This is a genomic window from Bifidobacterium anseris, assembly GCF_002860345.1.
Lineage (GTDB): Bacteria > Actinomycetota > Actinomycetes > Actinomycetales > Bifidobacteriaceae > Bifidobacterium > Bifidobacterium anseris.
The window spans coordinates 46,889-70,183 of record NZ_NMYC01000003.1; the positions used below are offsets into that span (position 1 = coordinate 46,889).

Genomic DNA, 23,295 nt, shown 5'->3' on the forward strand with positions numbered 1-23,295 from the left:
TTCCATGCCGATGGCCAAGCGGCGCTGCTAGAATCACCGGTATCGCGCAGCCAGGCATCGGTCCGGGCGGCGGACAGGCACGCTACCGACGCGGAGACGCCGGGCGATGGCGCGCACAGAAGACGTACGTAGACCACATAGACATAGATAGACAGCAGACTGACAACAGACCAGCATACGGGGGTGCCCATGTCCGAACGCAGATACGAACCGACCGAGCAGGAGGCGCCGACGGAGGCTATGCCGCAGTCGATGCCGACGACGCGCATCGACATCGAGACGCAGGTCAGCGAGGGGCCGATCACGGCCGCATTGCCGCCGCGCCCCGCCGCGCCAACCCCCGCCAGCTTCCCGCCGACGCAGCCGCCGACATCCCACGACGGCGACAATGCCGACACAGAGGGGGACGACGACGGGAAACCCAGGAAGACGGGCAGGAAGTGGCCGATCGTCACGGCGGTCGTGGTCGTCGTCGCGCTCATCGCCGGCGTGTGCGGCGCGATCGTCTACAGTAACAAGCATTCCGAAGCGCTGGTGCGGTGCCGCGCAGCGGTCAGCGATTTCAGCGCCGCACGCAAGAAACTCGTCGACACGACGCAGAACCTGTCGTCGGCGCAGCAGTGGGTGCTCGACGCGCTCGGCGTCAACGGCATGATTGACGCGGTCGCGGATGCGGCGGCCGCCGCCGAACAGACCGTCTCGACCGAGGGTTGCGCGACGAACGCGACGATCACGCAGCTCAACCTCGTCACCGACACCGTCAACAACACGACCGCTTCACTCAACAAGTCGGTCGACGAAATCACGAAACAGCAGAAGGCACAGCGCGATTTGCTCGGCAGCGGCGACTGGAAGAAGAAGGCGATGGAGTGGATCGGCGGCTCCGCCTCGAACGAGTCGAGCAGCACGAAGACCGACGGCTCGATCACCGACGGGTCGGCCGGATCCGACGGCGGCGAGGCCGGTGACGACACGACCGCGGCGAAGAAGGGATTCAAGGATTCGCTCGAACATGCGAAGGGGCTGCTCGCGTCCGTCAAGCAGCAGTTCGGTTCCTCCGAGGCGGGCAAACGGATCTGCGATGGCCTGCAGTCGGCGATCGACGCAGCTGAGAAGCTTGACCTGTCGCCGATCACGAATTCGAAGATCTACAAGGCCGCCAAGGTGACGCTCGACGAGGCAATCTCCACCGTCAACCACTGGATCGACTCGCAGGCCGAGAAAGCGCAGTGACGGCGGACACCAAAACCAGAAGCCTCATCCGTCCGCCCGCACACGTCAGCTCGCGTCGCCTTCGCCGGCGGCGCGCTCCTTGCCGTAGATCTCCGGGATGAAGCGCTCCTGGTCGTGCAGTTTGCTCCAGATGACGACGTCGCCGCGCTTAAAGCTCGCCGGTACGTCGATGATCCGCTGGTTGCGCGAGCCGCGGAACTGCAGCAGCGAATCGTGCTGATCCTTGAGATACCGGCCGTCGACGAGGATGTCGATTTCGCGCAGCAGCGCCATCTTGTCTTCGCTCTCCCCTGCGCGCATCAGTTCCTCCCATGTGTATCCGGTCCAGCACCAGATGTCCTTGCTGTGCCCGAAGCGTTCGCGAATCTTGCGCGCGAGCGGCAGCAGCACGCCGGTGTTGAGCAGCGGCTCGCCGCCGAGGAACGTGATGCCCTGCACGAAGCTCTGCGCAAGATCGTCCATGATCTGCGCCTCGAGACGGTCGTTGTATTCGTGCCCGGCCTGGAAATCCCAGATCGACGCGTTGTAGCACTGCTCGCAGTGGAACGGACATCCGGAGACGTACAGCGAGCAGCGGATGCCTTCGCCGTCGGTCATCAGGAAACGCTTGTAGTCGGCGATCATGTTGTGGCTCATCCGCTCGCTCGTCCACTGTCCAGCCTTCGGATTGTTCGCGAGCGCCGTCGGAATCCCCGGCCCGCGTCCGCTTTCCCCTGCCGCGAAGTCATGCACCCGCGGCCTCCTGTCGGCCGCCGCGTTCGTCGGGACCGTCTGCGGCGCGTCTTCCGCGGGCGTTCCGGGGAGCTGCGTCATCGGTTCCGTCGATGATTCGACGACGCTCGCCGAACCGTCCGCGCTCGTCGTGCCTTCCGTCCTACGCCATTCCTGCGTCATGTTTCGTCCTCCATTGCGCGTCCGCCGCGCATCCCAACCGATTGTAGACCGACCGATTGCTGACCGACCTGTTTTCCGCTGCCCGATTGCCGCTGCCCGATTGCCGCCCGTCGTCGGCCGCGAAAAAGGGGCGGCCGTGCAGCCGCCCCGTTGTGTTTCCTGTTTCAGCCGATGCCGTCCGTGCGCGCCGATGTCACCGGCGCGCACGGCATCACAGGTTTACTTGACCTCTTCGAACCATTCGCGCGTCTCGCCGTCGGCGAGCGTGACGTGGCCGGTTTCGCCGGACATGTGCTTGACGCGGTGCGCGATCTCCTCGTGGCGGCCGTGCACCATCGGACGCTGCACCGGGTTGCCGAGATAGCCGCAGGTGCGCTTCGTCACGTTGCACTTGTCGGGGTCGGAGTTGCCGCACTCGGGGCACTTGAAGCCCTCCTCGGTCGGCTCGAAGTCGCCCTGGAAGCCGCATTCGAAGCAGTGGTCGATCGGCGTGTTCGTGCCGAGGTAGCCGATGCCGATGTTGTACGCGTAGTCCCACACCGCCTCGAGCGCCTTCGGGTTGGCCTGCAGGCACGGGAACTCGCAGTAGTTGATGAAGCCGCCGGACGCGTAGTACGGGAAGTCCTTCTCGTAGTCGAGCTTCTCCATCGGCGTCGGCTGCAGCCACACCGGGTAGTGGAACGAGTTCGTGTAGAAGTCGTGGTCGGTGACGCCTTCGATCTCGCCGAACTTCTCGCGGTCCATGCGGTTGAAGCGGTCGGTGAGCGATTCCGCAGGCGTCGAATAGACCGAATAGTGGTAGCCTTCGGCGGCCGACCAGTCCTTGCACAGCTGGTTCATGCGGCGCACTATCTCAAGAGCGAACTCCTTGCCCTGCGGATCCCAGCCGTGGTCGCGCATCCAGTTCTTGCCGTAGAACACGGCCGTCGCCTCGTACAGTCCGATGTAGCCGAGCGACACCGTTGCGCGTTCGTTGCGGAAGAGCTGATCGACGTTGTCGTTCGCGTCGAGGCGGCCGAAGGCGCCGTAGCGGAACAGCGTCGGCGCGTTGACCGGCGTCGCCTGCTTGCAGCGCATGATGCGGAACTGCAGCGCCTGATGCGCGGTCTCCATGCGCTCGTCGAACAGTTTCCAGAAGCGTTCGATATCGCCGTGCGATTCGAGCGCGATGCGCGGCACGTTGACGGTGACGACGCCGAGGTTCATGCGGCCGTCCTCGACGTCCTCGCCGGTCTCCGGGTCGATCCAGCCCTGCAGGAACGAGCGGCAGCCCATCGGGGCCTTGAACGAACCGGTGATCTTGACGATGTTCTCGTAGAACACGACGTCCGGGTACATGCGCTTCGTCGAGCATTCAAGCGCAAGCTGCTTGAGGTCGTAGTTCGGGTCGCCCGGGTCGGCGTTCACGCCGTGCTTGATCGTGAAGACGAGCTTCGGGAAGATCGCCGTGTGGCGGTCCTTGCCGAGGCCGCGGATGCGGTTGAGCAGGATCGCGCGCTGGATCTCGCGGGCGAACCAGCTCGTGCCCAGACCGAAGCCGACGGTGACGAACGGCGTCTGCCCGTTGGAGACGCGGTTCGAGTTGATCTGGTATTCCATCGTCTGCATCGCGTCGTAGATGGCCTTGCGCGTCATGATCTTCGCGTAGATCTCACGCAGCTGGTCGATCTCGGGCAGATCCTCGTCGAAGGCCGTATCCGCCGGCAGCGGCTCGCGGTTCTCGAAATGCAGCCAGTCCGGCTCCTGCGCCTTGAGTCCCTTGACCATGTCCTCGGCGACCTCGATCGGCATCGAATCGGGGATGAGCGCCTGCGCCATGTTGAGGTTCTTCGCATAGTCGCGGCGCGCGTACTCCTCGAGCATCTCGTCGGCGCGGTTGACGGTCTGGCCGCCGTACTGCGCACCCGCGATGTCCTTGATGATCTGCGTGATCTGCGTGGCCGCCGTGCCGATTGACTTCGGGGAGTCCATCATCGCGTTGCCGAGCGCGAAACCGTGGCGCAGCATGTCGCCGAAGTCGGGCAGCGAGCAGTTGTTCATCGACGTGAACGGCGAATAGTCGGCGTCATGGAAGTGGATGTCGCCCTTCATGTGAGCGTTGGCGACGGCGTCCGGCAGCATCGAGAACGCCGACGCCTTCGAGACGGCGCCCGCGAGCAGGTCGCGCTGCGTCGCGTAGACATTCGAGTCCTTGTTCGCGTTCTCGCGCACGAGCGACTCGTCCTTGTTGACGAGACGCTTGACGGCTTCGTTGATGTCGGTGGCCTTCGCGCGCTGGATGTCCTTGTTGAGACGGTAGGTCGTGTAGGTGCGCGCAACCTCGTAGAGATGGTCGTCGATGAGCGCATGCTCGACGAGGTTCTGGATGTCTTCGATGCGCGCCGGACCGTTGTAGCGTTCCTTGATCTCGCCTTCCACCTGATCGGCGATGTCGGAGATCATGCGCTCCTCTTCGGGGCCGACTTCCTTGTTCAGGTCGGCGAACGCGGACTTGACGGCGACGATGATGTTGACCGGATCGAAATCGACAATACGGCCATCGCGCTTCTCGACAAGTACCTTCGCTGCGGTCTTCGGCTGCGTCATCGGCGCCTCCAGAACCTCTGCTTCCATTCGCTGCTCCTTGTTTCGGGGCCGGCCTAGCCGGCTCGTTTCGCGCGTCCGAACGATGCCGGACGTCTTGCTGACGGATAAGACTGTACGCCTTTCCGCCGGGCGACGCGCCGCTATATGTAGTGCGAAGTACGTCACACAATCACTAGATATAGAACTTTCGTTGATACGACGCCGAAAATCCACGGTGCGCCGCGGCGGTGTGGCCTTCATCACTCGCCACCTTGTTCGCCGAGCGGGAATCATCATAGCGACACCGTCGCCACGCTCGCCGTGAAACGCCATCGAGACGGCGGAAAACAGCCCTGACACGCCGTACGCCATGAGCGCGATGTCCCTTCGCTGATGGAACCTAGAACCATGTCTTGGAACAACGGATATGGCATGGGAGGACAGCCCTCAGGCACCCCGTGGACAGGCTCGGCCGACGGCGCCGCCGGACCCCGCCCGCTCGACCAGCTGCCGAAGTATGCGCGCGAGACGACCCCGGAGAACCCGTGGCCGGTCAATGTGCTGAGCCGCAAATGGCACGACGTGATCGAACGTTGGCCGACGGTGTGGATCGAAGGGCAGATCGTCGAGATCAACGCGCGCCGCTCGACGTCGGTGTACATCACGCTGCGCGACAATTTCGAGGACGTCTCGATCTCGGTGAACGGCTTCGGCGCGTTCGCGCAGATGGCGCGCGGCTTCAAGCAGGGCGACCGCGTCGTCGTGCACGGCAAGGCCGACCTGTGGGTCAAGCAGACGAGGCTGAGCCTGCGCGGCGACGACATCCGCAAGGTCGGCGTCGGCGACCTCAAGGAGCAGATCGACGAGCTGCGCCGCAAGCTCAAGGGCGAGGGTCTCTTCGACGAGTCGAACAAGGTGCCGCTGCCCGAATTCCCGAAGAACATCGGCCTGATCTGTGCACCGCAGGCGAGGGCGGAAGGCGACGTCATCACGAACGTCATGCTGCGCTGGCCGACCGTCGACTTCACCGTGCAGCACGTGCACGTGCAGGGTCCGCAATGCCCGCCCGAAGTCATCGACGCGATTCGCAGACTCGACGCCGACCCGAACGTCGACGTCATCATCGTCGCGCGTGGCGGCGGCAGCTTTGAGGATCTCATCGGCTTCTCCGACGAAGGCGTCGTGCGCGCGACCGCCGCATGCGTGACGCCGATCGTTTCCGCGATCGGCCACGAAGACGACTGGACGCTCATCGACCTCGCCGCCGATGTGCGCGCGTCGACGCCGACCGACGCCGCCAAGCGCGTCGTGCCCGACGTGCGCGAACAGCAGCAGCTCATCGCGAACGCGATCGGCACGATGCGCATGCGCATCGGCGCGATGGTCGACAACGAGACACGACTCGTCGAAGGCTACGCGAACCGTCCGAGCCTGACGCGCCCGCAGACGATGCTCGACCCGTATCAGCGGCAAATCGACGACGCCGTGCGCACGATGCGCATCGGCCTGACGAGAATCGTCGACGACGAACAGCTGCGCGTCGAGAAACTCGAGGCGACGCTGCGCGCGCTGAGTCCGCAGTCGACGCTCGACCGCGGCTACGCGGTGCTGCAGAGCGCCGACGGACACGTCGTCGACGATGCGGCGACGCTCAAGGTCGGCGATGAGATCACCGTCACGCTGCGGCGCGGTGCCGTGGTTGCGCAGACGACGAAGATCGTCGAGCCGTGACGCTCGGGCGGTTCACCACACAGCTCACCGCACACAGTTCACACAGCAAACATCAACCATAAATCATTGATTCATTCATCAATCAGCACGAAGGAGCAGCCATGGCGGAGGAAACCATCGAAGTCACCGAAACCGAGACGAGCGAGGACACGGCGGCCGAGCAGCCGCAGATTGCGTCGAGCCTGACGGCGAAGGAACGCGAGATCATCGCGAACATGCCGTACGAGGAGGCGCGCGACAAGCTCATGCAGGCCGTGCGCGCGCTCGAGAACGGCGGCCTAAACCTCGATGAGTCGATGCGGCAGTGGGAGATCGGCGAGGCGCTCGCCCAGCGTGCGCAGTCACTGCTCAACGCGGTGCGCGCGAAGCTCGACGCCGCACAGGCGCAGCAGGCGCAGACCGCGGCGACGGCAGGCACGCAGTCGAATCTGCGGTAGAACGACGTTCGCGCAGGAGAGCGTAACGCGGCAGGGGGCGCATACGACGATCGTCGTATGCGCCCCCTGCCGCTGTTTGCCGTTGTGTTCCGCGCTTCTACTGCGCGAATTCGAGGGTCGCGAGCAGCGCGTCGTGGTCGGCGCCGGGAATGCGGATCGTCTTGATCTGCCCAACGCGCACGTCGCGTTCGGTGACGATATGGTCGATGCCGACGGCGGCGGGCGCCGGACGCTTGTCCGACGGCCAAGTGAAAACGATGCCATGGCCGCTCGTCATCGTCGCATCCTGAAAACGTTCGCCGAGCAGTCTGCGGAATGCGGCGTGGTCGGTCGTCGCGTTGAAATCGCCCATCAGCACGTACCGCACGTCGGTGCGCGAGCGCAGCGTGTCCATCTCGTTGAGCGAACGGCGCCACAGGTCCCAAGTGGACGCGCTCGGCGACGTCGTGTGCACGCTGACGAAACGGACGGGCAGGCGACCGCCGTCGAACGCGACGGTGCCGGCGGGCATGTCGGATGCGCTCGAATCGAATTCGGCGTCCGTCGGCGAGTCGAGCGGCGCCGCCGAGAACAACGCGTTGCCGAAATAGTGGTCCGCCGAGCCGACCGTCGAATACGGCAGATAATCGTAGATTCCGGCGTTCGCGAGCTCCTTGAGGAACGGTTCGGTCGTCTCCTGCAGCGCGAGCACCTCGACGCGTTGGTCGCGCACGGCGTCGACGATGTCGCGCGCGTTCGCCTGTCCTTTGTATACGTTGCACGTCATGACGCGCGCGTAGGCGTCGTCGGTGGACGGCTTGACCTGAGCGACGGCGGACGTTGCGGCGCCGCTGAGCGGACGGCCGGCGCGGAAATACGGCAGCTGCCACCACACCTGCAGCGCGATGCACGCGCAGGCGACGATCGCCGTGAACCAGCGCTGCGAGATGCAGGCGAGGATGAAGGCGATCAGCGCGACGAGCGCGAACCACGGCGACAACGCAATCACATACGGCACGTACGGCAACGTTTGCATGTCCTCGGGCAGCAGCCGCGCCACACAGCCGAGCAACGCGACGATCGCGAGCAGTGCCGCGAGTGCCGCCAGAATCGGATGCCTGTGTCGTGTCATGCGTCTCCTTCGGTGTGGGTGGGGTCGGTGAATCTGTTGATGTTGATGCCTGCTGGTGTCTGCCGCGTTGCTTATCTGCGCGACGTGTTCCACACTATTCGAGCGCAGGACGTGCGCGTATCGTTCGCACGGTTGATTTTTCCGCGTGCCCCGACGTCCGGTTGTACCGCGTGCACGATGGTGTGTATAATGTCGGGTTGTTCGCCCTGGTAGCTCAGTGGATAGAGCACCGCTCTCCTAAAGCGGGTGTCGCGCGTTCGAATCGCGTCTGGGGCACCATCAGCCGCGTCGGCCCATTCGCCGGCGCGGCTTCGTCGTCTCCGTCCCAATCCTCGCCAACTTCAGCGAACGCAACCGCCGCGCCCCACACCCGCGACGTTCGCAAACGACGACACCAGCGAACGTAACCGGCGCCTCCCACACCTCCGGCGTTCGCAAACGACGACACCAGCGAACGCGACCGGTGCACGATACGGCCGTGATGATCGCGAACGAGCGGGCGGTGGGTGTTCGCGAACGCACTTCGAACATGAGATGCCGCGGTCCGCCGCTCCCGCACGACGGTACAGTGGATGGCAGCATCCGTTACGCATCATCCGTTACGAAAGAAGGCCCACGATGACGATGGCCGCATGTGGTTCACTGACCGCCGAGACGCTGGGGCTCTCCCCCGCTACCGCGTTCCCGGCGGCCAAAGGCGCCCTGCCGAAGGGATTGTTCGCCGCGAAGGCGTCCGCTCCCCTCTCCGCGAAGACGAAGCAGCATCTGGTGCACGCCGTCGGCGCGATCACGATGCTCGCGCTGCTGCGCCCGTCGAACACCGGCCTGGATGCGAGCGCGCGCATGCCGGAGATCCTCGTCCTCGGTCTCAAGCTCGCCGACGGTGTGCATGAGACGCCGGATGACATCGTCGAACTCATCGCCGCGCAACGCAAGTCGGGCATCGTCTTCGCCGTCGTGCGCACCGTCGACTACGAGGGCATGACTCGTGAGGAATGCCAGTTCGCCGTGCGCCGGGCATTGCCGGGCCGCGCCGGCCACACGCCGACCTTCCGCGTCTTCCATGGCCCGTGGGAGCCGTGCGGCGAAGCCTTCCTTGACGTCAACGGCTCGACGATGGACGAGCTGTGGGCGTCGCTGTGCTCGCAAATCATCCTCGGCTCCACCGATTTCGACGACGTGGACGCGCGCATCGCCCGCACCGAACGGATCCGTCAGCTTGAGGCGGCCGTCGTGAAACTGTCCGCCGACCATGCGCGCGCGAAGTCGCCTGCCCAGCGCAACGAGATCTACGCCAAGCTGCACAGGGCGAAGAACGAACTCGCCACGCTCACAAACTGAGTCGTCGGACCGCCGCGCCGCCAACGCGCACTGTGCATCACCTCAGAATCCGAGCCGCGTGCGCCCGTACTGGTCGAGCCACCGCAGGATCGCGCCTTCGCGCAACGCCCACGGGCACACTTCGATTTCGTTGATGCCGAGCGCGTCCATGATTTCGACGGCAACGATGCCCGCGCCGACGATCGACCCGGCGCGGTCCTGCGTGATGCCCGGCAATGCGGCACGCTGTGCCGGCTCGATGCTCGCCAGCCGCGGCAGCCAATCCTCGAGCTGTTCGCGTTCCACCGACAATGCGTCCTCGCGTCCCGGCTGATGGATGACCGACCCGGCGAGCCGCGCGAGCGAACGAATCGCCTTCGACGTGCCCACCGCGTGGCTTGTGTAGTCTTCGGCCGGAATCGCGGCGACGACGTCGGCGATGCGTTTGCGCACCTTCTTGCGCGCCGTTTCGAGTTCCTTCGGCGTCGCCATGCCGCCGGGAAGATAGTCGCGTGTGACGATGCCGGCGCCGATGCGCGCACTCGTCGCGACCGACGGCTCCTCCTCGGAGCCGAGTGCCACTTCGAGCGAGCCGCCGCCGATGTCGATGACGAGCAGCCGTCCTGCGTCCCACCCGTACCAGCGGCGCGCGGCGAGGAACGTGAGCCTCGCCTCGTCGTCTCCGGAAAGCACGGTGATGCGCTGTCCGACGATCTCCTCGATCCGATGCAGGATCTTGTTGCCGTTCGGCGCGTCGTGGATCGCCGACGTCGCGAGCGCGAGCAGCTGCGAGATCTGATACTGTTCGGCGAGCTGCATTGATTCGTCGACGGCGTTGAGCAGCGCTTCGATGCCGGCTTTCCTGATTGCGCCGTCCTCTTTGACGAAGTCCATAAGCCGCACCGTCGTCTTCGTGCTCGCCTCCGGTTCCGGCCTTGAGCCGACGGCGGCGTCGACGATGAGCATGTGCACGGTGTTCGATCCGATGTCGAGTACGCCGAGTCGGGTGGAATGCGTTTTCAGATGCGCCATGCGTCCTCTTCTTCGTTCATATATTTCATATATTTGCTCTTCTCTTCCGATCGATTCTTCCTAATCGATGTTCCACCGATTTTTCTGCCAATTCGTCGTCGCCGACCTACCGACCGTCGGCCGTCGCTTTCTGCAGCCCGTCGACGAATGCCTTGAGGCGCTTGAGTCCCTCGCGCAGCGCATCGCGCGACGCCGCGTACGACAGCCGTACATGGGTGTCTGCGGTCGCCTCGCCGAAGTCGGCGCCCGGCGTCAGTGCGACGTGCGCTTCCATGAGCGCACGTTCGCAGAACTCGGTGGCCGTTAGTCCCGTCGAACTCACGTCGAAGTACGCGTAGAAGGCGCCGTTGGGCGCGACGTCGACCGGCAGTCCCAGATCGGCGAGTCCGTCGACGACGATGCTGCGCCGTTCGAGCAGCTCAAGCCTGCGCTGTTCGCCGACCGCAAGCGCCTCGTCGTCGAAGCATGCCATCGCCGCCATCTGCGTCGGCGTGTGCGCGCTGAGGAAGAAGTTCGCCGCGAGCCTGTCGACGGCGTCGACGACGTTGTCGGGCACGACGAGCCATCCGAGACGCCAGCCGGTCATGCCGAAGTATTTCGAGAAGCTGCTGCATACGATTGCGTTCGCGTCGATGCTGAGCACCGAGGGCACTCGGCTGCCGTCGGGGTTGACGTCGGCGAGGTCGAGGTACGTTTCGTCGACGATGCGCCATGCGCCGCGTTCGGCCGCGTAGTCGCACACGGCGCGCAGCGTGTCCTCCTGGATCGTCGTGCCGGTCGGGTTCGACGGCGACGTCACCATGACGGCCGTCGTGCGCTTCGACCAATAGTCGTCGAGCAACTGCGGCGTCAGATGGAACCGTGTCGCCGCGCTCGTCGGCACGTCGACGACGACGCCGCCGAAGGAGCGCACGAGTTCGCGGTTCGTCGGATACGAGGGGTCGGCGATGATCACTTCGTCGCCGTCGTCGACGGTGAGCGCGGCCGCGAGCAGCAGCGCCGACGAGCCGCCTTCGGTGATGACGATGCGTTCGGGGTCGACGTTTACATTGTGCTGCTGCGCGTAGAATCGCGCGATGCGCGCACGCAGCTGCGGCAGTCCGCGTGATTCGGTATACGGCAAGGGACGGCCGTCGTACAGGTCGCGCATCGCCAGACGCACCGGTTCGGGCGCGCCATAGTCGGGCTGTCCGACGTTGAGTTTGATGATGTCGTCGCCCGCCGCGATCATGACGTTCGCGCGTTCGCCGATCTGCATCGCACGGAACGGGTGCACTTCGCGCGCACGTTTTGACAGTTTCGGCTGCGGCAGCGGCTGCGTCGTGCCGACCGCCGCATGCATGACCTCTTCGTCCAACGTCTGCTGCCCGTTTGCGTCGACCTGCGTCGTGTCGTCAGCGCGCGCCCCATCCGTCATGTCGTCTCCTTGTTCTCGCCGTTTTCACCTGTGCCGTCGTGTTCGCTACGGGCGGCCGTCTGTTGATGCTGTATGTGCTCCGCTGCATTCATTGTGCCACCACTTGCGCCCACCGGCGCGTGGGCGACGATCTGCTCGACGAGACGTTCGAGTCGGCTTGCGCGCATCGCATTGCCGAGTTCGCATTCCCACACATCGATGACGTGCCATCCCATGCGCTGCAGTTCGTCGTGCTGACGGCGGTCGCGCTCGCGGTTGCGTTGCAGCTTCGCGCGCCAGAACGCCGTGTTCGTTTTCGGCATCGTATGGTTGCCGCAGCCTTCGTGCATGTGCCAAAAACAGCCGTTGACGAACACAATCGTGCGGTATTTCGGCAGCACGACGTCCGGATGCCCCGGATAGCGTTTGTCGTTCTTGCGAAAGCGCATGCCGTGGGCGAACAGATAGCTGCGCACGATGCGTTCGATCGACGTGTCCTTGCCGCGGATGCGCGACATCGTGTAGCTGCGCGTGCCTTTCGCGTATCGCGGCTTCTCCGTTAATTCCCGTTGCCGACGCGTTGATTTCGTCTGTGTCGATTTCTGCTGTGTCGATTTCGCCTGCGCTGATTCCGTTTCCGCCGATTTCGTCTGCGCCGATGCCGTCATGTTGCCCACACCGCCATCCTAACCGCCCTCCTGATCGATCTGACCGATTGACCCAATCGATCAATCCGACCGACCAGTGCACCCCGCATCCATATGCCTGCCGCATCCGCGACGCACGCAGCCTCAGCAATCCGCGAACGCGCACAGACGCCGTTGGGCGATATTCTGGTTTGTGCGCAGTGGCCGCCGCTTTTGCGCTCGCAGACAACATGGACGGCGCTTCGAGGAGGCGCTAGCGTAGAAATCAGAACAATACGACGACCGTAGCATCCGCAGCGACGCACCGCGGCGACGACGTGCGCAACGCACGACGCGCCGACATGGCACGCTGCGGCGGCGCGCCGGCGACGGCACCGACACCGACCCAAAGGACCTGAGATGACCGACACGATCCACGACAACACGAACCCGCTTCCCGTGAACACGCCATCGCCGACCGACCTCACGCCGGCCAACAGCGCAGCCCAGACGGCCGTCGCAGCCGGCACCGAAACCGTTGAGCGTCCGCTCAACGTGGCGATCCTCGGCGCCGGACGCATCGCGCAGACGATGGCGCGCACGCTGACGATGATGGCCGCCGACGCGCGCTACGTCTCCTTCGTCACGCCGTACGCCGTCGCGTCGCGTTCGGCCGCGAAGGCGCGCGCCTTCGCGCAGCAGTTCGGTCTGCACACATCCTTCGGTTCCTACCGCGACATGCTCGCCGACCCGAACGTCGATCTCGTCTACATCGCCACGCCGCATTCGCTGCACGCCGAACAGGCGGCCGCCTGCATGCGTGCCGGCAAGCATGTGCTCGTCGAGAAGCCCTTCGCCGTCAACGTCGACGAGGCGCGGCGCATGCTCAACGTCTCGTCGGCGACGAACCGCTTCTGCGGCGAGGCGATGTGGACGCGGTTCATGCCATCCCGACTCATCATCGACCGCATCGTCGCATCCGGCAAGATCGGCGCGATCACGTCGATCGCCGCCGACCTGAGCTATCCGATGACGCACAAGAAGCGGCTGACCGACCCAGAACTGGCCGGCGGCGCGCTCCTCGACGTCGGCGTCTACCCGCTCAATTTCATCGACATGGTCATTGGCGGCCGTGAGATCACGAAGATCGTCACGTCGATGACGCCGATGCCGACCGGCGTCGACGCGCAGAACGCGACGACGTTGTACTTCGACGACGGCACGATGGCGAACGCGACGTCGTCGATGATGTGCGCATCCGACCGCGCCGGCCACATTCGAGGCACGAACGGCTACGTCGAATGCGCGAACATCAACAACGTGAGCGCCGTCGACGTCTACGCCGCCGACCACACGCTCCTCGACCACATCGACATGCCGGCGCAGTTGACCGGTTACGAATACGAGGTCGCGGCCGCCGTGCGCGCAATCCGCGCAGGCCGCCGCGACTGCATCGAAATGCTGCATGCCGACACATTGCGCATGCTCGCGCTCACCGACACGCTGCGCGAGCGCTGGCAGCTGCGCTACCCCTTCGAGCCGGACGTCCGCTGACGCGCGCCCGCGCGCGCATCCGCAACATCCACAGCATACAGCGATATCGACGAATAGTGAGATGCCCGGGTACACAATGTAGAAAACCCGCGAAACGATCATCCGGAAGCTGCTAGCGTGACGTTGTGCGCATCCGCGCGCAAGCACGCGCAGTCGTTATCGCGTGTTACGAAACCGCGACTTTTGCAGCGGAGGGAACACATGACGATGCGAGCCGAACGCCCTGGCCTGCTCAAATACCGTGAGCTCGCGCAAATGCAGGACTTCGTCGACCATGAGTGGGGATTCGCCGATGATTTCGACGGCCCCACCTTCCTGTGGGATCCGACGATCAGCACCTGCGCACGGCACGACGATGCGCTGCGCGCCGACACGCCGGTGGCGCCCGCCGACGAGGCTGAACAGATCATCGACCGTCCGATGCGCTGGTATCTCGACGGCATCGCCGCCGTCACGCCGAACGCGCGGCGCACCGCCGACGGCATCGACGTGCCGCGCGCCGACATGCCGTCATTCCGTCTGGAGTCGCAGGCGCTCGCCGGCGTCGACGCGGTCGTCGCGAACGCGACCGGCAGCAGCCGCTGGCTCGAGGGCACTCGCAACCTGTGCCGCGCAATCGAACTGACGGCGCGTTTTCTGAGCATGTGCGAGGACCGCAATCAGGAGGGACTCGAATATCTTAAGGAGCTGTTGCAGATCACGCGCATCTATCTCGACGCCGTCGCAAGCCACGCCGACCCGTCCGTCGGCGCGCAGGCGCTGCGCATGGTCACGGCCGTCGCTTGCAACGAGGATTTCCGCATCAACCCGATGCCGATGATTGAACTGCTCTCCTGCTGCCTGTCCTTCGCCCGATACGACGACACCTGCGTGCACGCGTACGAGACGCTCGACACGGCGCTCGCGAGCATGGACGCGATGGCGCGCCGCTACGGCGAGACCGCCGACGAGGATGCGCGCTTCCGTTCGATGATCGACGACGAATACGCCTTCGAGCTCGCCGACCTGTCCGGACTCGCCGACGACCTGTACGAGGCGAGCCGGTCGGATTCGCAACCCGACCGTCAGGACATGGAGCTGCACGCGCACTACCGTTTCCGTCAGGCGGTGCTGCTGCTGCGGCACGACCTGATGCGCATGAGCGGCGACGTGGACGGCGCGGACGCGCTGCTGCGCGAACATGCGACGACGTCGCCGCTCGGCGACGCGTACGCGGCCCGGCTGATTCATGCGCGCCGCTGGAACGACCTGTTCGAGTTCACGTCGACGATGGTCGCCGACCAGAGCGCGCCGTTCCTCGTCATGTTCCCCGATGAGCTCGTCCCCTATGATTGGGAGTCGCTTGAGGAGGTGGCGCTGCAGGCTCTCGACGACCGTGCGCGGCTGCGCGACCTGTACCGCGAGCGCGTGCTGTCCTCCTTCGACGAGGATGAGATGCCGGCGTTGACGAATCTACGGCATGTCAGCACGAACCGCGAATGGCGCGACCAGGTGGCGCGCATCGTCGAGATCTACCGCCATGAGGGGACGCACGCCGTGCGCAACCGCGTCTACGAGCGGCTGCTCGTCATGCAGGGGCTGCGCGACGAGGCGATGCGTTATCTCGACGACTTCCCCGACGCGTGGCCCGACCTCGCCGAGATCCTGTGACAGGTCGACGCCGAAGGCGGCCATGGGCCGCCCTCGATACGATGAAGCCGGTGCCGACGCCATCAGGCGTCGGCACCGGCTTCATATTCGACCGGCCGCGTTCACCGCGCCGGCCGGCACAAGGGACCCCTCATGAGGGAGCGCTCAGACCTCACTGCGCGGCCTGGTCCTCGTGGCGCTTGTCGTAGAAGGCCTTGAGCTCGGGGCCGGCCGCGGCGAGCGCGACGTCGTCGCAGTACAGCATGTGGCCGTTCGAATGCAGATGGTATTCGATGCGGTCCTTGAGCGCCTGCGGCAGGAACAGCTTGTTGATGTCGTGACGCACGTTCCAGTACGGCGTCGCGGCGTCATGGATGCCGCCGAGCACGCAGATGCGGCTCGTCGGGTTGCGGCGCAGCGCGGTCGCCAGGTCGTAGGCGACGTTCGGCACCTGCGGCGAGCCCATCGTGCCGGGCGCCTGATGCGTCCAGTTCCAGCTTGAGTTGACCTTGAGCGACAGGCCTTCGTAGTTCTCATACCCCTTGAAGCCCATGTCCCCGAGCATCTTCATGTAGACGTCGAGGTAGGCGGCGTTGATCGCGTCGTAGGACGGATCCTCGCCGGCGAAGAACTCGTTGTCGCCCTGCACGTCCGGGTAGCCGTAGGTCGTGAAGCGCGTGTCGTAGCGGCCGGTGGTCTCCCCTTCGTCCTTGAGCAGGTTCTTGCGGAAGGTATCGAGTTCGATGCGCAGGCCCTTGGCGAGGATGAAGTCGGCGGGCAGGCCGATGAATTCGCTCATCTCGCCGGCGATCTTCTTCATCTCGTCTGCCGGCAGTGCGTCGGCGAGCGTCAGCGCGCGTGCGAGCGTGTTGTTCGCGTAGTCGAAGGCCTTGTCGTACCACTCGTACTGGTCGACGCCCACGCCGGCCTTCTTGAAGTAGTTGGCGGTGGCCGCGTACACCGGGAACATGCCCAGATAGTAGTCGTCCTCGCCCGAAAGCGTCGGCTCGTAATCGAGGATCGTCGACTGTTCGGTCACGCCGGCGACGCCCACGCCATGCTCGCCGAGCATGCGGTAGACGACGGCGTTGCGCATCGTGCCGTAGGATTCGCCGTACAGGTAGTGCGGGCTGTTCATGCGGCCGTACTTGGTGAGCCATGCGATGATGCCACGGGTGAAGGCATCGCCGTCGCCGTCGACTCCCCACACTTTCTTCGCGTCGTAGTTCGGGTCGACATGCGAGTAGCCGGTGCCGAAGGCGTCGATGAACACGAGGTCCGAGCTCGGCAGCAGCGAATACGGATTGTCCTCGACCTCGCCGACGCCGGTGAGGTGCGCCATGCCGTCGGTCTTGACGCGCTTGGCGCCCATGCCGCCGATGTTGACCATGTAGGATGCGCCGCCGGGGCCGCCGTTCCAGCAGAACGTGACCGGACGATCCGCTTTGTCTTCCTGGTCGGAGACCTGCGAGAACATGAACATGTGGCCGATCATCGTGCCGTCGTCGGCGCGCACGGGGATCATCTCCGCGGTGGCCGTGTAGTTGATCTTCGTGCCGTCGGCACCGGTCCACGTGTACTGCTTCGTGACTGTCTGCGGCAACGGTTCGAGCGGCTTCTTCTGCTCGCCGTCGCTTGCTTCATTCTTGGTTGTTGCTGTGTTGTCTGCCATGGAATACTCCTTAGCTTGTATGGTGCACGGGAAGAAATAACCCGTGCACCGAAGAATTTGGCGCGCAGGCGACGCACCGCTTTCTCGGAGCCGCCTGCGCATTAGGGACGCCTGAGCTCAGTGCTTGGGCTGCGACTGGTCGTCCGCAGGCTTCGTCGGGTCGGTGACGGCCTGATTCGCGTTGATGGAATCAATGGGCTTGACTGCGGCCTGTGCCTCATGCACTTCAGCCTCGTCCACCTGAACGTGGTGGGCGTCCTGCGACAATGTCGCATCGTCCTTCGCCTCATCGGCAAGGGCTACGGCCTCATTGTGGTACTCATGGGCATTCTGGCTGGCGATCTTGGCCTCGGCCTGGGCACGACGAGCATCGGCCGCCGCATCGGTGGGAACCGGGGCCGCGGCGACATCGGCCGCGGTGGGCTGTGGAATCATGTCGCCCGAAGCATTCGTATGCACGGGTTCCGGTTCGTAGGACACCGTCTTGACGCCGACGGTCGGGTCGCCGACCAATGCGACCTTGGCCGGCTCGGACGGTTCGGTGATGCCCTGCTGCTTGAGCAGCGCGGCCGCCGCCTCGCCCTGATTGGGATCCTTGCCGGTGGGCAGATCCGTCATCATCTCGTCCTTGTCGTAATGCTTCTTGATCGGCAGGCCCATCGGGTTCTGACCTTCGGACAGCAACGCGGTCGGGATGTTGGACAGCGCCTTGCCCGGCTTCGTCAGTCCTTCGATCTGCCAGGTGAAGGGGGCGAACTGGTTCGTCGGATCGGCCCAGTCATGCTTGCGCGACGCGCGGTAGATGAGCACGCATGCGATGAACACGAACGCGAGCAGGCCGACGATGATCAGATCGTAGGTCGCGCCGGAACCGACCTCGGCGCTCAGCTGCGCCGGCGGGTAGAACGCGAGCACGATGCCGAAGACCGAGGCGAGGATGCCGATGCCGGCCACGATCCACGCACCGGCCATGCCGCCGGGCACGCGGAAGCCGCGCGGACGGTTCGGCTGCTGGTAGCGCAGCCGCAGGAACGCGACGAACATGAGCACGTAGTAGGTCAGGTACAGGATCGTGATCGCCTGAGTGATCAGGGCGACGAAGCCTTCGACGTTCGGCAGCAGGAACACGATGAACGCGATGATCGTCATCAGCGCCATCTGCGTGTACATCAGACGGCTCGGCATGCCGTGTTTGTTGTTGTTCTGCAGGAACTTCGGCAGGAAGCCGGAGCGTCCGGCCTGACCGAGCATGTAGGACGGACCGGCGAGGTTCGTGATGAGCGCGGCGAAGCTGTTGAGCATGCCGAGCCAGCAGAACACCAGATAGAGGTCCGGGAAGCCGATTGTCGCGCCGAGCGCACGGTAGGTGGCGAACAGCGTATACAGCAGGTTGATCTGCTTGTTCGGAATCACCATCGCGATGATCAGCGTGCCGACGATGAAGATGAGCAGCGCGAGGATCATCGAAACGAAGATCGCGAGCGGGAACTGCTTGTTCGGCTTCTTCAGATCCTTGATGTGCGCGGCGTTCATGTCGATGCCGGCGAAGGAGAAGAACACGCCGGCGGCCAAAGCGAGCGTCGACATGCCCTCCCACTTGGGCACGAGGGCGCTCGGTGCCATGTCGATGGCCGGCGCGTGCCCCTGGCACAGCCAGACGACGGCGAGGATCGTCATGACACCAAGCGGCAGGAAGGTGCCGAGGATGACGCCGTACTGCGCGATCTTGCTGAAGGTCTTGACGCCCTTCGTTGCGAGGAAGCAGCAGAACCAGTAGTAGGCAAGCCAGCCGATCATGATCGGCAGCGTCACCTTCCAGCTGTGCGAGTTCTTCGCGAAGTCAACGGCCCAATCGTACTTCGTCGTGAAGAAGCCGATCGTCGCGGACATCGACGGGATGCCGGAGCCGAAGGTGAAAGTGGTCTGGAACCACAGGATCAGCAGGCAAGCGACCGCCGGGAACACGCCGATGCCTTCGCCGACCCAGCGGAAGATGCCGCCGCGCTGGCTCCAGCCGGATGCGAGCTCGGCCGCCACAAGACCGGTCGGCAGGAAGAACAGCAGACCGCCGAGCAGGAAGAAGGTTACTGAGGAGAGCCCGTAGAACGACTGCTGCACATCGTTGGCGAGACCGGCGATCACGGTGACGTTCATCATGATCAGCGCCAGCGTCGTGAGATTGCCGGTGCCTCCTTTGGCGCCCTTGACTATGGCGCCTGATTTGGATTTCGTGTTATCACTCATGTTTTCCCTGACTTACGTCCATGCGTCGTGCCGCCCGATCGGGGCCGCACGGCGCCATCGGTTATGGACGGGACCCGTACAGGCCTCGCGGCATCACGGTTCCGGGTTGAAGGTGTTCCAATACGGCAGGATCCTCGGCTCGCTGTCGTAGGCCTTCACGACGTCTTCCGGCAGGTATTCGCGACGGATGGCGACCTCGTAGTTGTATTCGGTGAACCACGAGTCGTCCATGATGAAGTAGCCCTCATGGCCGACCGGCTTGTTGTGCGCGGTGGTGCCCCACGAGTTCTCGACCTTCCAGCGCAGCGGATTGCCGTCCGCGTCCAGATCGACGCCGGCGATCATCATCGCGTGGGTCGGCAGGCTCTGGTTGTACTGGAAGCGTTGGCCCTTGTCGAGCTTGAACTCGAGGCCCATCATCCGCTGCACGTCATAGAGGTTGAGGGCCATGATGCCCTTCTGGAAATCGGAGTCCTGCAGCACGTCGCAGCCGAACCACACCGGTTCGCCAGCCTTGAGCTGCTTGATCGTCGCCTGCTTCATCACGTCGATCGGCACGTTGACGTAACGGCAGCGGCGCTTGGAACCGAGCACTTCGCCGGTCATGTCAATCTCGTAGGACTGGTTGTATTCCATGCCCTCAACCGGCAGGTTGATGACACCGATGCAGTCGGCGAACTTGACATCACCCAAATACTTCTTGTAGAACTCGAGCGGGGTCAGGCCGCGGTCCGCATGGTAGTGCTTGTCGGTGTCACGGTACACGAAGTCGACTGTCTTCGGCGGCTCGCCGAAGCTCACGCACAGCACACGGTAGATGTCGGAGAGCATGCCACGGCGCGCCTCGTCGATGTCCGCGTCCGACTTGCCTTCAGCGACCATCGTGCGCAGCGTGTACGCGTCCTCGCGCAGCATGCGGTTGAGCAGCGCGTCCAGTTCGGAGGAGTTCTTCGTGACCGCCGTCTCCGGCATCGCCTCCTCGGGCACGACGCCGTACTTCTCGACGAGCGCGACGATCGGGTCGAAGTCGCCGCCGTCCTGCTGCGGCGTGGCGAGCAGGAAGTCGATGCGGCGGTCGTCAAGGTCGCTGCCGGCGTACTTGACCATGTTCTCCATGAAGAAGTTGGCCTTCTCGAGCTTGTCGTAGAAGAAGTTGTAGGCCTGCGACAGCTGGAAGCTGCCCTTCGGCAGCTTGAGCTTCTTCTCCATGTGGAAGCGCAGGAAGTTGAGCGCCGAATACATCCAGCAGCGGCCGGACTGGCGCTGGTTGGCGACGGCCTCGTCGTCCACGTCCACCGAGAACACGAAGTTGTTCTTGGTGACGACGACGTTCTCACGCTCGCTCGAAGCATGGATGCCGTTGTTCTTGACGGCCTGCTCGGCGATTTTCTGGGCGGTGTCCTTCCTGTAGGATTCTGCCATCTTTGACAGATCTTCTTTGGTTAGTTCCATGATGGATCCTTTCTGCTAACCGTTTCCTTACTCGAACAAAGTCCAAGGCTGGCTCGGGCGGCTCTTGAGATACCCGCGCTGCCAATTCCACTGAGGATGCTGGTCCATGAACGCATCTGCGTCGAAGGGCTCGCCGTCCGCGCGTCCGAAGATGCCCCACATCCTCATGTTCCTGACATCCTCGGCGTCCGCGCATTTGCCGTCGCACGAGCCGCCCGGGAAGAACGGCACGTTCCACACGCCATGCGGATCGTCGGCGTAGTACTGCGGATCGACGTCGTAATGCGCGCAGATGTCACGCGAGCTCGCGCACTCGTAACCCAGATACGGGTCGAACTTGTCTGCGAGAATCCTCTTGGCCATGTCGTCGTCGATACGGCCGTCGACCTCGGGCATGAGCCGTTCGAGACGCGTGCGGCGGCCGCCGGTCTGCTGACGCGGATCGTTGTAGCCGTTGTCGACGCATTCGAGGTTGCGGATGCGCGGATTGTGCGCGGCGTTGCACCCGTAGAACCAGCCGTCCTTCGTGCGCAGCAGCTCCTGATGCTTGAGCCCCTGCTCGTAGCGCGCGATCTCGTTTGTATTGGCATCCACGAGCATCCAGATGTTCGCGTAGCCGCCGTTGTTGCCGTCGTTTTCGATGGCGACCCATTCGTCGATCGTCTTCGCGTATTGCGAGGCCTTGCGCGAGCGCACATATTCAGGTACGCCGTCCACGTCGTAGCTGACGAAGCCCGCGAGCGTCGTCTCGGTGATCCCCAGACCCGCGGAGGTCACGTAGAAATCGGTCATCGAACTGATGTAGCCGGGGATCGTCTGCATCTTCATCGCATAGCCGTGCGCCGGCTTGATCATTTCGCAAACGTTGAAGTACTGGCCGCTCCAGAAGTCGTCGAAGCTTTCGTGGGCGATGACCGGACGGCCGTCCACAGTGGCGGAGCCGGTGGCGACGAACCCGGTGCAATGCGACCCTTTCGGGCCCATCGGCGGGTTGTTCGAATACTGCGCGGCCACCTGCGGCCACCAGTACCCGGTCAGTTCCATCCATGCGTTCCAGCCGATCACGTCGTCGAGCGTCGTCGGGAAGCCGCCGGCGGTGAAGCCGTCCGCCATCCCCTGCATCTCGTCGAGATACTCCTGGGGGATCTTGTCCTTGTGCAGCTTGACGGCCTGCTCGACGAAGAACGAATAATCCATGCCGAGCGTCTCAAGCGTCATATGGGTGTAGACGCGGATCGCGTCCTTGAATTCGTCGACGAGCAGGTAGCCGTGTTCGAATCCGATCTCGTACGGCTCCCCCTGCACCGTGATGTAATGCCAGCCGTTGATGTCCTTGCGCTCGCCCTTCGCGAGCGCCGCGCGTTGTGCGTCGGTGAGCTCCGCCATGATCGATCGCCGTCCTTTCGTGATTGCTAAGGCACACGCTAGGTTCGCGGTCGCGGTGGTCGGCGGTGTTTTCTATCAAGGCATAACGTTTTTTTCATCGCCATGCGCGCAACAGGGAAAATCGAAGTTTTTCAGGCTTATTTGGAAATATATTTCGCTCTGCGTCGCAATCCCGAATGGGAAACCGGTTACGGTGGCGGCGTTGCCACTAATTTGCGCGCCGCGCAGGGGCGGCGGCTGGCGGATAGTCGTGTGGCGGACAGTCGACGACATCTGGCCAAATGGTATGCGCCACCGTTTTCATCGGTGGCGCATGCCGTCTGGGCAGTCGGCGGTGCTCACAGCTCGAAGCCGAGCACCTTGGCCGCTTCGGTAGGCACCGGATCCTCGCACCAGAAGTCCTCGAGGTTCTCGGTCGTCGTCAGACTACGGATTTCCGCCTTGTCGATGTACAGTTCTCCGCTCAGATGGTCGGTCTCGTGCTGGAAGATGCGCGCCGGCCAGCCGTGCAGCCGTTCCTCGTGCGGCCTGCCGTCCTCGTCGTGCCAGCGGGCGATGATGTCGAGCCAGCGTTTGCGCACCGACTGGTAGCCTTCGAAGCTCAGGCAGCCTTCGTAGAACGAGCGAGTCTCCTCACCGACGGGCGTGTAGGACGGGTTGATGATCGCATGGAACGGGAATTCGGCGATTTCACGCGGATCGTCGTCGGCGTCCGCATGGTCCTCGACGACGGCGAGCGCGAGATTGAGGCCGATCTGCGGCGCGGCGAGGCCGACGCCGGGCGCGTCGAGCATCGTCGTGCGCATCGTCTCGATGAGCTTGGCGAGCGTGTGCTTGCTCAGCTGGCCGTCGTAGCGCACGCACTGTGCGCGCAGGACGGGTTCGCCCGCCTCGACGATCGGCAGTACGCCGTTGCTTGCCGACTTGAGCAGTCGTTCCACATCCCTGTTGAGCGCGATGTCCACGCGCTTGTTCGTTCCGAACATGGTTTCCTCTTTCGTGTTCCGATGATG

The 23,295-nt window shown here is 64.1% G+C and carries 17 protein-coding genes and 1 tRNA gene; 7 read left to right on the forward strand and 11 right to left on the reverse strand.

Translation table 11 applies throughout. The annotated features are described in order from the left end of the window. Nucleotides 1–189 precede the first annotated feature (189 nt). Nucleotides 190–1,233 carry a hypothetical protein gene (locus CGZ88_RS04535; RefSeq protein ID WP_101671215.1) on the forward strand — a complete coding sequence of 348 codons (1,044 nt, stop codon included), beginning with the start codon at nt 190–192 and terminating at the stop codon, nt 1,231–1,233. A gap of 45 nt (nt 1,234–1,278) precedes the next feature. Here CGZ88_RS04535 and nrdG read toward each other — a convergent pair whose 3' ends face one another. Then, a complete protein-coding gene (nrdG, locus tag CGZ88_RS04540; protein WP_081664167.1) occupies nt 1,279–2,046 on the reverse strand; it encodes an anaerobic ribonucleoside-triphosphate reductase activating protein in 768 nt (255 codons plus the stop codon). A 300-nt stretch (nt 2,047–2,346) separates the two neighbouring features. Beyond that, nucleotides 2,347–4,740, reverse strand: coding sequence for an anaerobic ribonucleoside-triphosphate reductase (nrdD, locus tag CGZ88_RS04545; protein ID WP_101671216.1), 2,394 nt, complete (start codon nt 4,738–4,740; stop codon nt 2,347–2,349). A gap of 360 nt (nt 4,741–5,100) precedes the next feature. On the opposite strand from nrdD, the gene xseA reads away from it, so the two are divergent. Continuing rightward, nucleotides 5,101–6,423, forward strand: coding sequence for an exodeoxyribonuclease VII large subunit (gene xseA, locus CGZ88_RS04550; protein ID WP_026645604.1), 1,323 nt, complete (start codon nt 5,101–5,103; stop codon nt 6,421–6,423). Nucleotides 6,424–6,524: 101 nt separating this feature from the next. Beyond that, a complete protein-coding gene (locus CGZ88_RS04555; protein ID WP_101671218.1) occupies nt 6,525–6,860 on the forward strand; it encodes an exodeoxyribonuclease VII small subunit in 336 nt (111 codons plus the stop codon). Between the two features lie 97 nt (nt 6,861–6,957). Here CGZ88_RS04555 and CGZ88_RS04560 read toward each other — a convergent pair whose 3' ends face one another. After that, a complete protein-coding gene (locus tag CGZ88_RS04560) occupies nt 6,958–7,971 on the reverse strand; it encodes an endonuclease/exonuclease/phosphatase family protein (RefSeq protein WP_101671219.1) in 1,014 nt (337 codons plus the stop codon). A 203-nt stretch (nt 7,972–8,174) separates the two neighbouring features. Between CGZ88_RS04560 and CGZ88_RS04565 the strand changes: the two genes are divergently transcribed. After that, nucleotides 8,175–8,250: transfer RNA gene (locus CGZ88_RS04565), tRNA-Arg, on the forward strand. A 339-nt stretch (nt 8,251–8,589) separates the two neighbouring features. Further along, complete coding sequence (locus CGZ88_RS04570) at nt 8,590–9,312, forward strand: DUF4391 domain-containing protein (RefSeq protein ID WP_026645607.1); 723 nt, start codon at nt 8,590–8,592, stop codon at nt 9,310–9,312. Nucleotides 9,313–9,354: 42 nt separating this feature from the next. Here CGZ88_RS04570 and CGZ88_RS04575 read toward each other — a convergent pair whose 3' ends face one another. From CGZ88_RS04575 to CGZ88_RS04585, 3 genes are all read right to left on the reverse strand, one after another. After that, on the reverse strand, nt 9,355–10,323 hold the full coding sequence (locus CGZ88_RS04575) for a Ppx/GppA phosphatase family protein (protein WP_026645608.1): 969 nt from the start codon (nt 10,321–10,323) through the stop codon (nt 9,355–9,357). Between the two features lie 106 nt (nt 10,324–10,429). Then, entirely contained in the window at nt 10,430–11,665 is a 1,236-nt protein-coding gene (locus CGZ88_RS04580) for a pyridoxal phosphate-dependent aminotransferase (protein ID WP_101671289.1), read from the reverse strand. 71 nt (nt 11,666–11,736) lie between these two features. Next, nucleotides 11,737–12,387, reverse strand: a complete 651-nt coding sequence (locus CGZ88_RS04585) for a very short patch repair endonuclease (RefSeq protein ID WP_081664168.1) — start codon at nt 12,385–12,387, stop codon at nt 11,737–11,739. Nucleotides 12,388–12,765: 378 nt separating this feature from the next. Here CGZ88_RS04585 and CGZ88_RS04590 point away from each other — a divergent pair, with 378 nt between their 5' ends. Then, nucleotides 12,766–13,899 (forward strand): Gfo/Idh/MocA family protein, encoded by a 1,134-nt coding sequence (locus CGZ88_RS04590; protein WP_081664148.1) that lies wholly within the window; start codon nt 12,766–12,768, stop codon nt 13,897–13,899. A gap of 201 nt (nt 13,900–14,100) precedes the next feature. Continuing rightward, nucleotides 14,101–15,549 carry a hypothetical protein gene (locus CGZ88_RS04595; protein ID WP_101671220.1) on the forward strand — a complete coding sequence of 483 codons (1,449 nt, stop codon included), beginning with the start codon at nt 14,101–14,103 and terminating at the stop codon, nt 15,547–15,549. A gap of 151 nt (nt 15,550–15,700) precedes the next feature. Here CGZ88_RS04595 and CGZ88_RS04600 read toward each other — a convergent pair whose 3' ends face one another. From CGZ88_RS04600 to CGZ88_RS04620, 5 genes are all read right to left on the reverse strand, one after another. Continuing rightward, on the reverse strand, nt 15,701–17,200 hold the full coding sequence (locus CGZ88_RS04600) for a S10 family peptidase (protein ID WP_101671221.1): 1,500 nt from the start codon (nt 17,198–17,200) through the stop codon (nt 15,701–15,703). 117 nt (nt 17,201–17,317) lie between these two features. Beyond that, nucleotides 17,318–19,444, reverse strand: a complete 2,127-nt coding sequence (locus CGZ88_RS04605) for an APC family permease (protein ID WP_026645613.1) — start codon at nt 19,442–19,444, stop codon at nt 17,318–17,320. Between the two features lie 93 nt (nt 19,445–19,537). Next, a complete protein-coding gene (locus CGZ88_RS04610; RefSeq protein ID WP_026645614.1) occupies nt 19,538–20,896 on the reverse strand; it encodes a C1 family peptidase in 1,359 nt (452 codons plus the stop codon). A 27-nt stretch (nt 20,897–20,923) separates the two neighbouring features. Beyond that, complete coding sequence (locus CGZ88_RS04615) at nt 20,924–22,282, reverse strand: C45 family autoproteolytic acyltransferase/hydrolase (RefSeq protein WP_101671222.1); 1,359 nt, start codon at nt 22,280–22,282, stop codon at nt 20,924–20,926. A 338-nt stretch (nt 22,283–22,620) separates the two neighbouring features. Then, nucleotides 22,621–23,268, reverse strand: coding sequence for a peptide deformylase (locus tag CGZ88_RS04620; RefSeq protein WP_101671223.1), 648 nt, complete (start codon nt 23,266–23,268; stop codon nt 22,621–22,623). Nucleotides 23,269–23,295 lie beyond the last annotated feature (27 nt).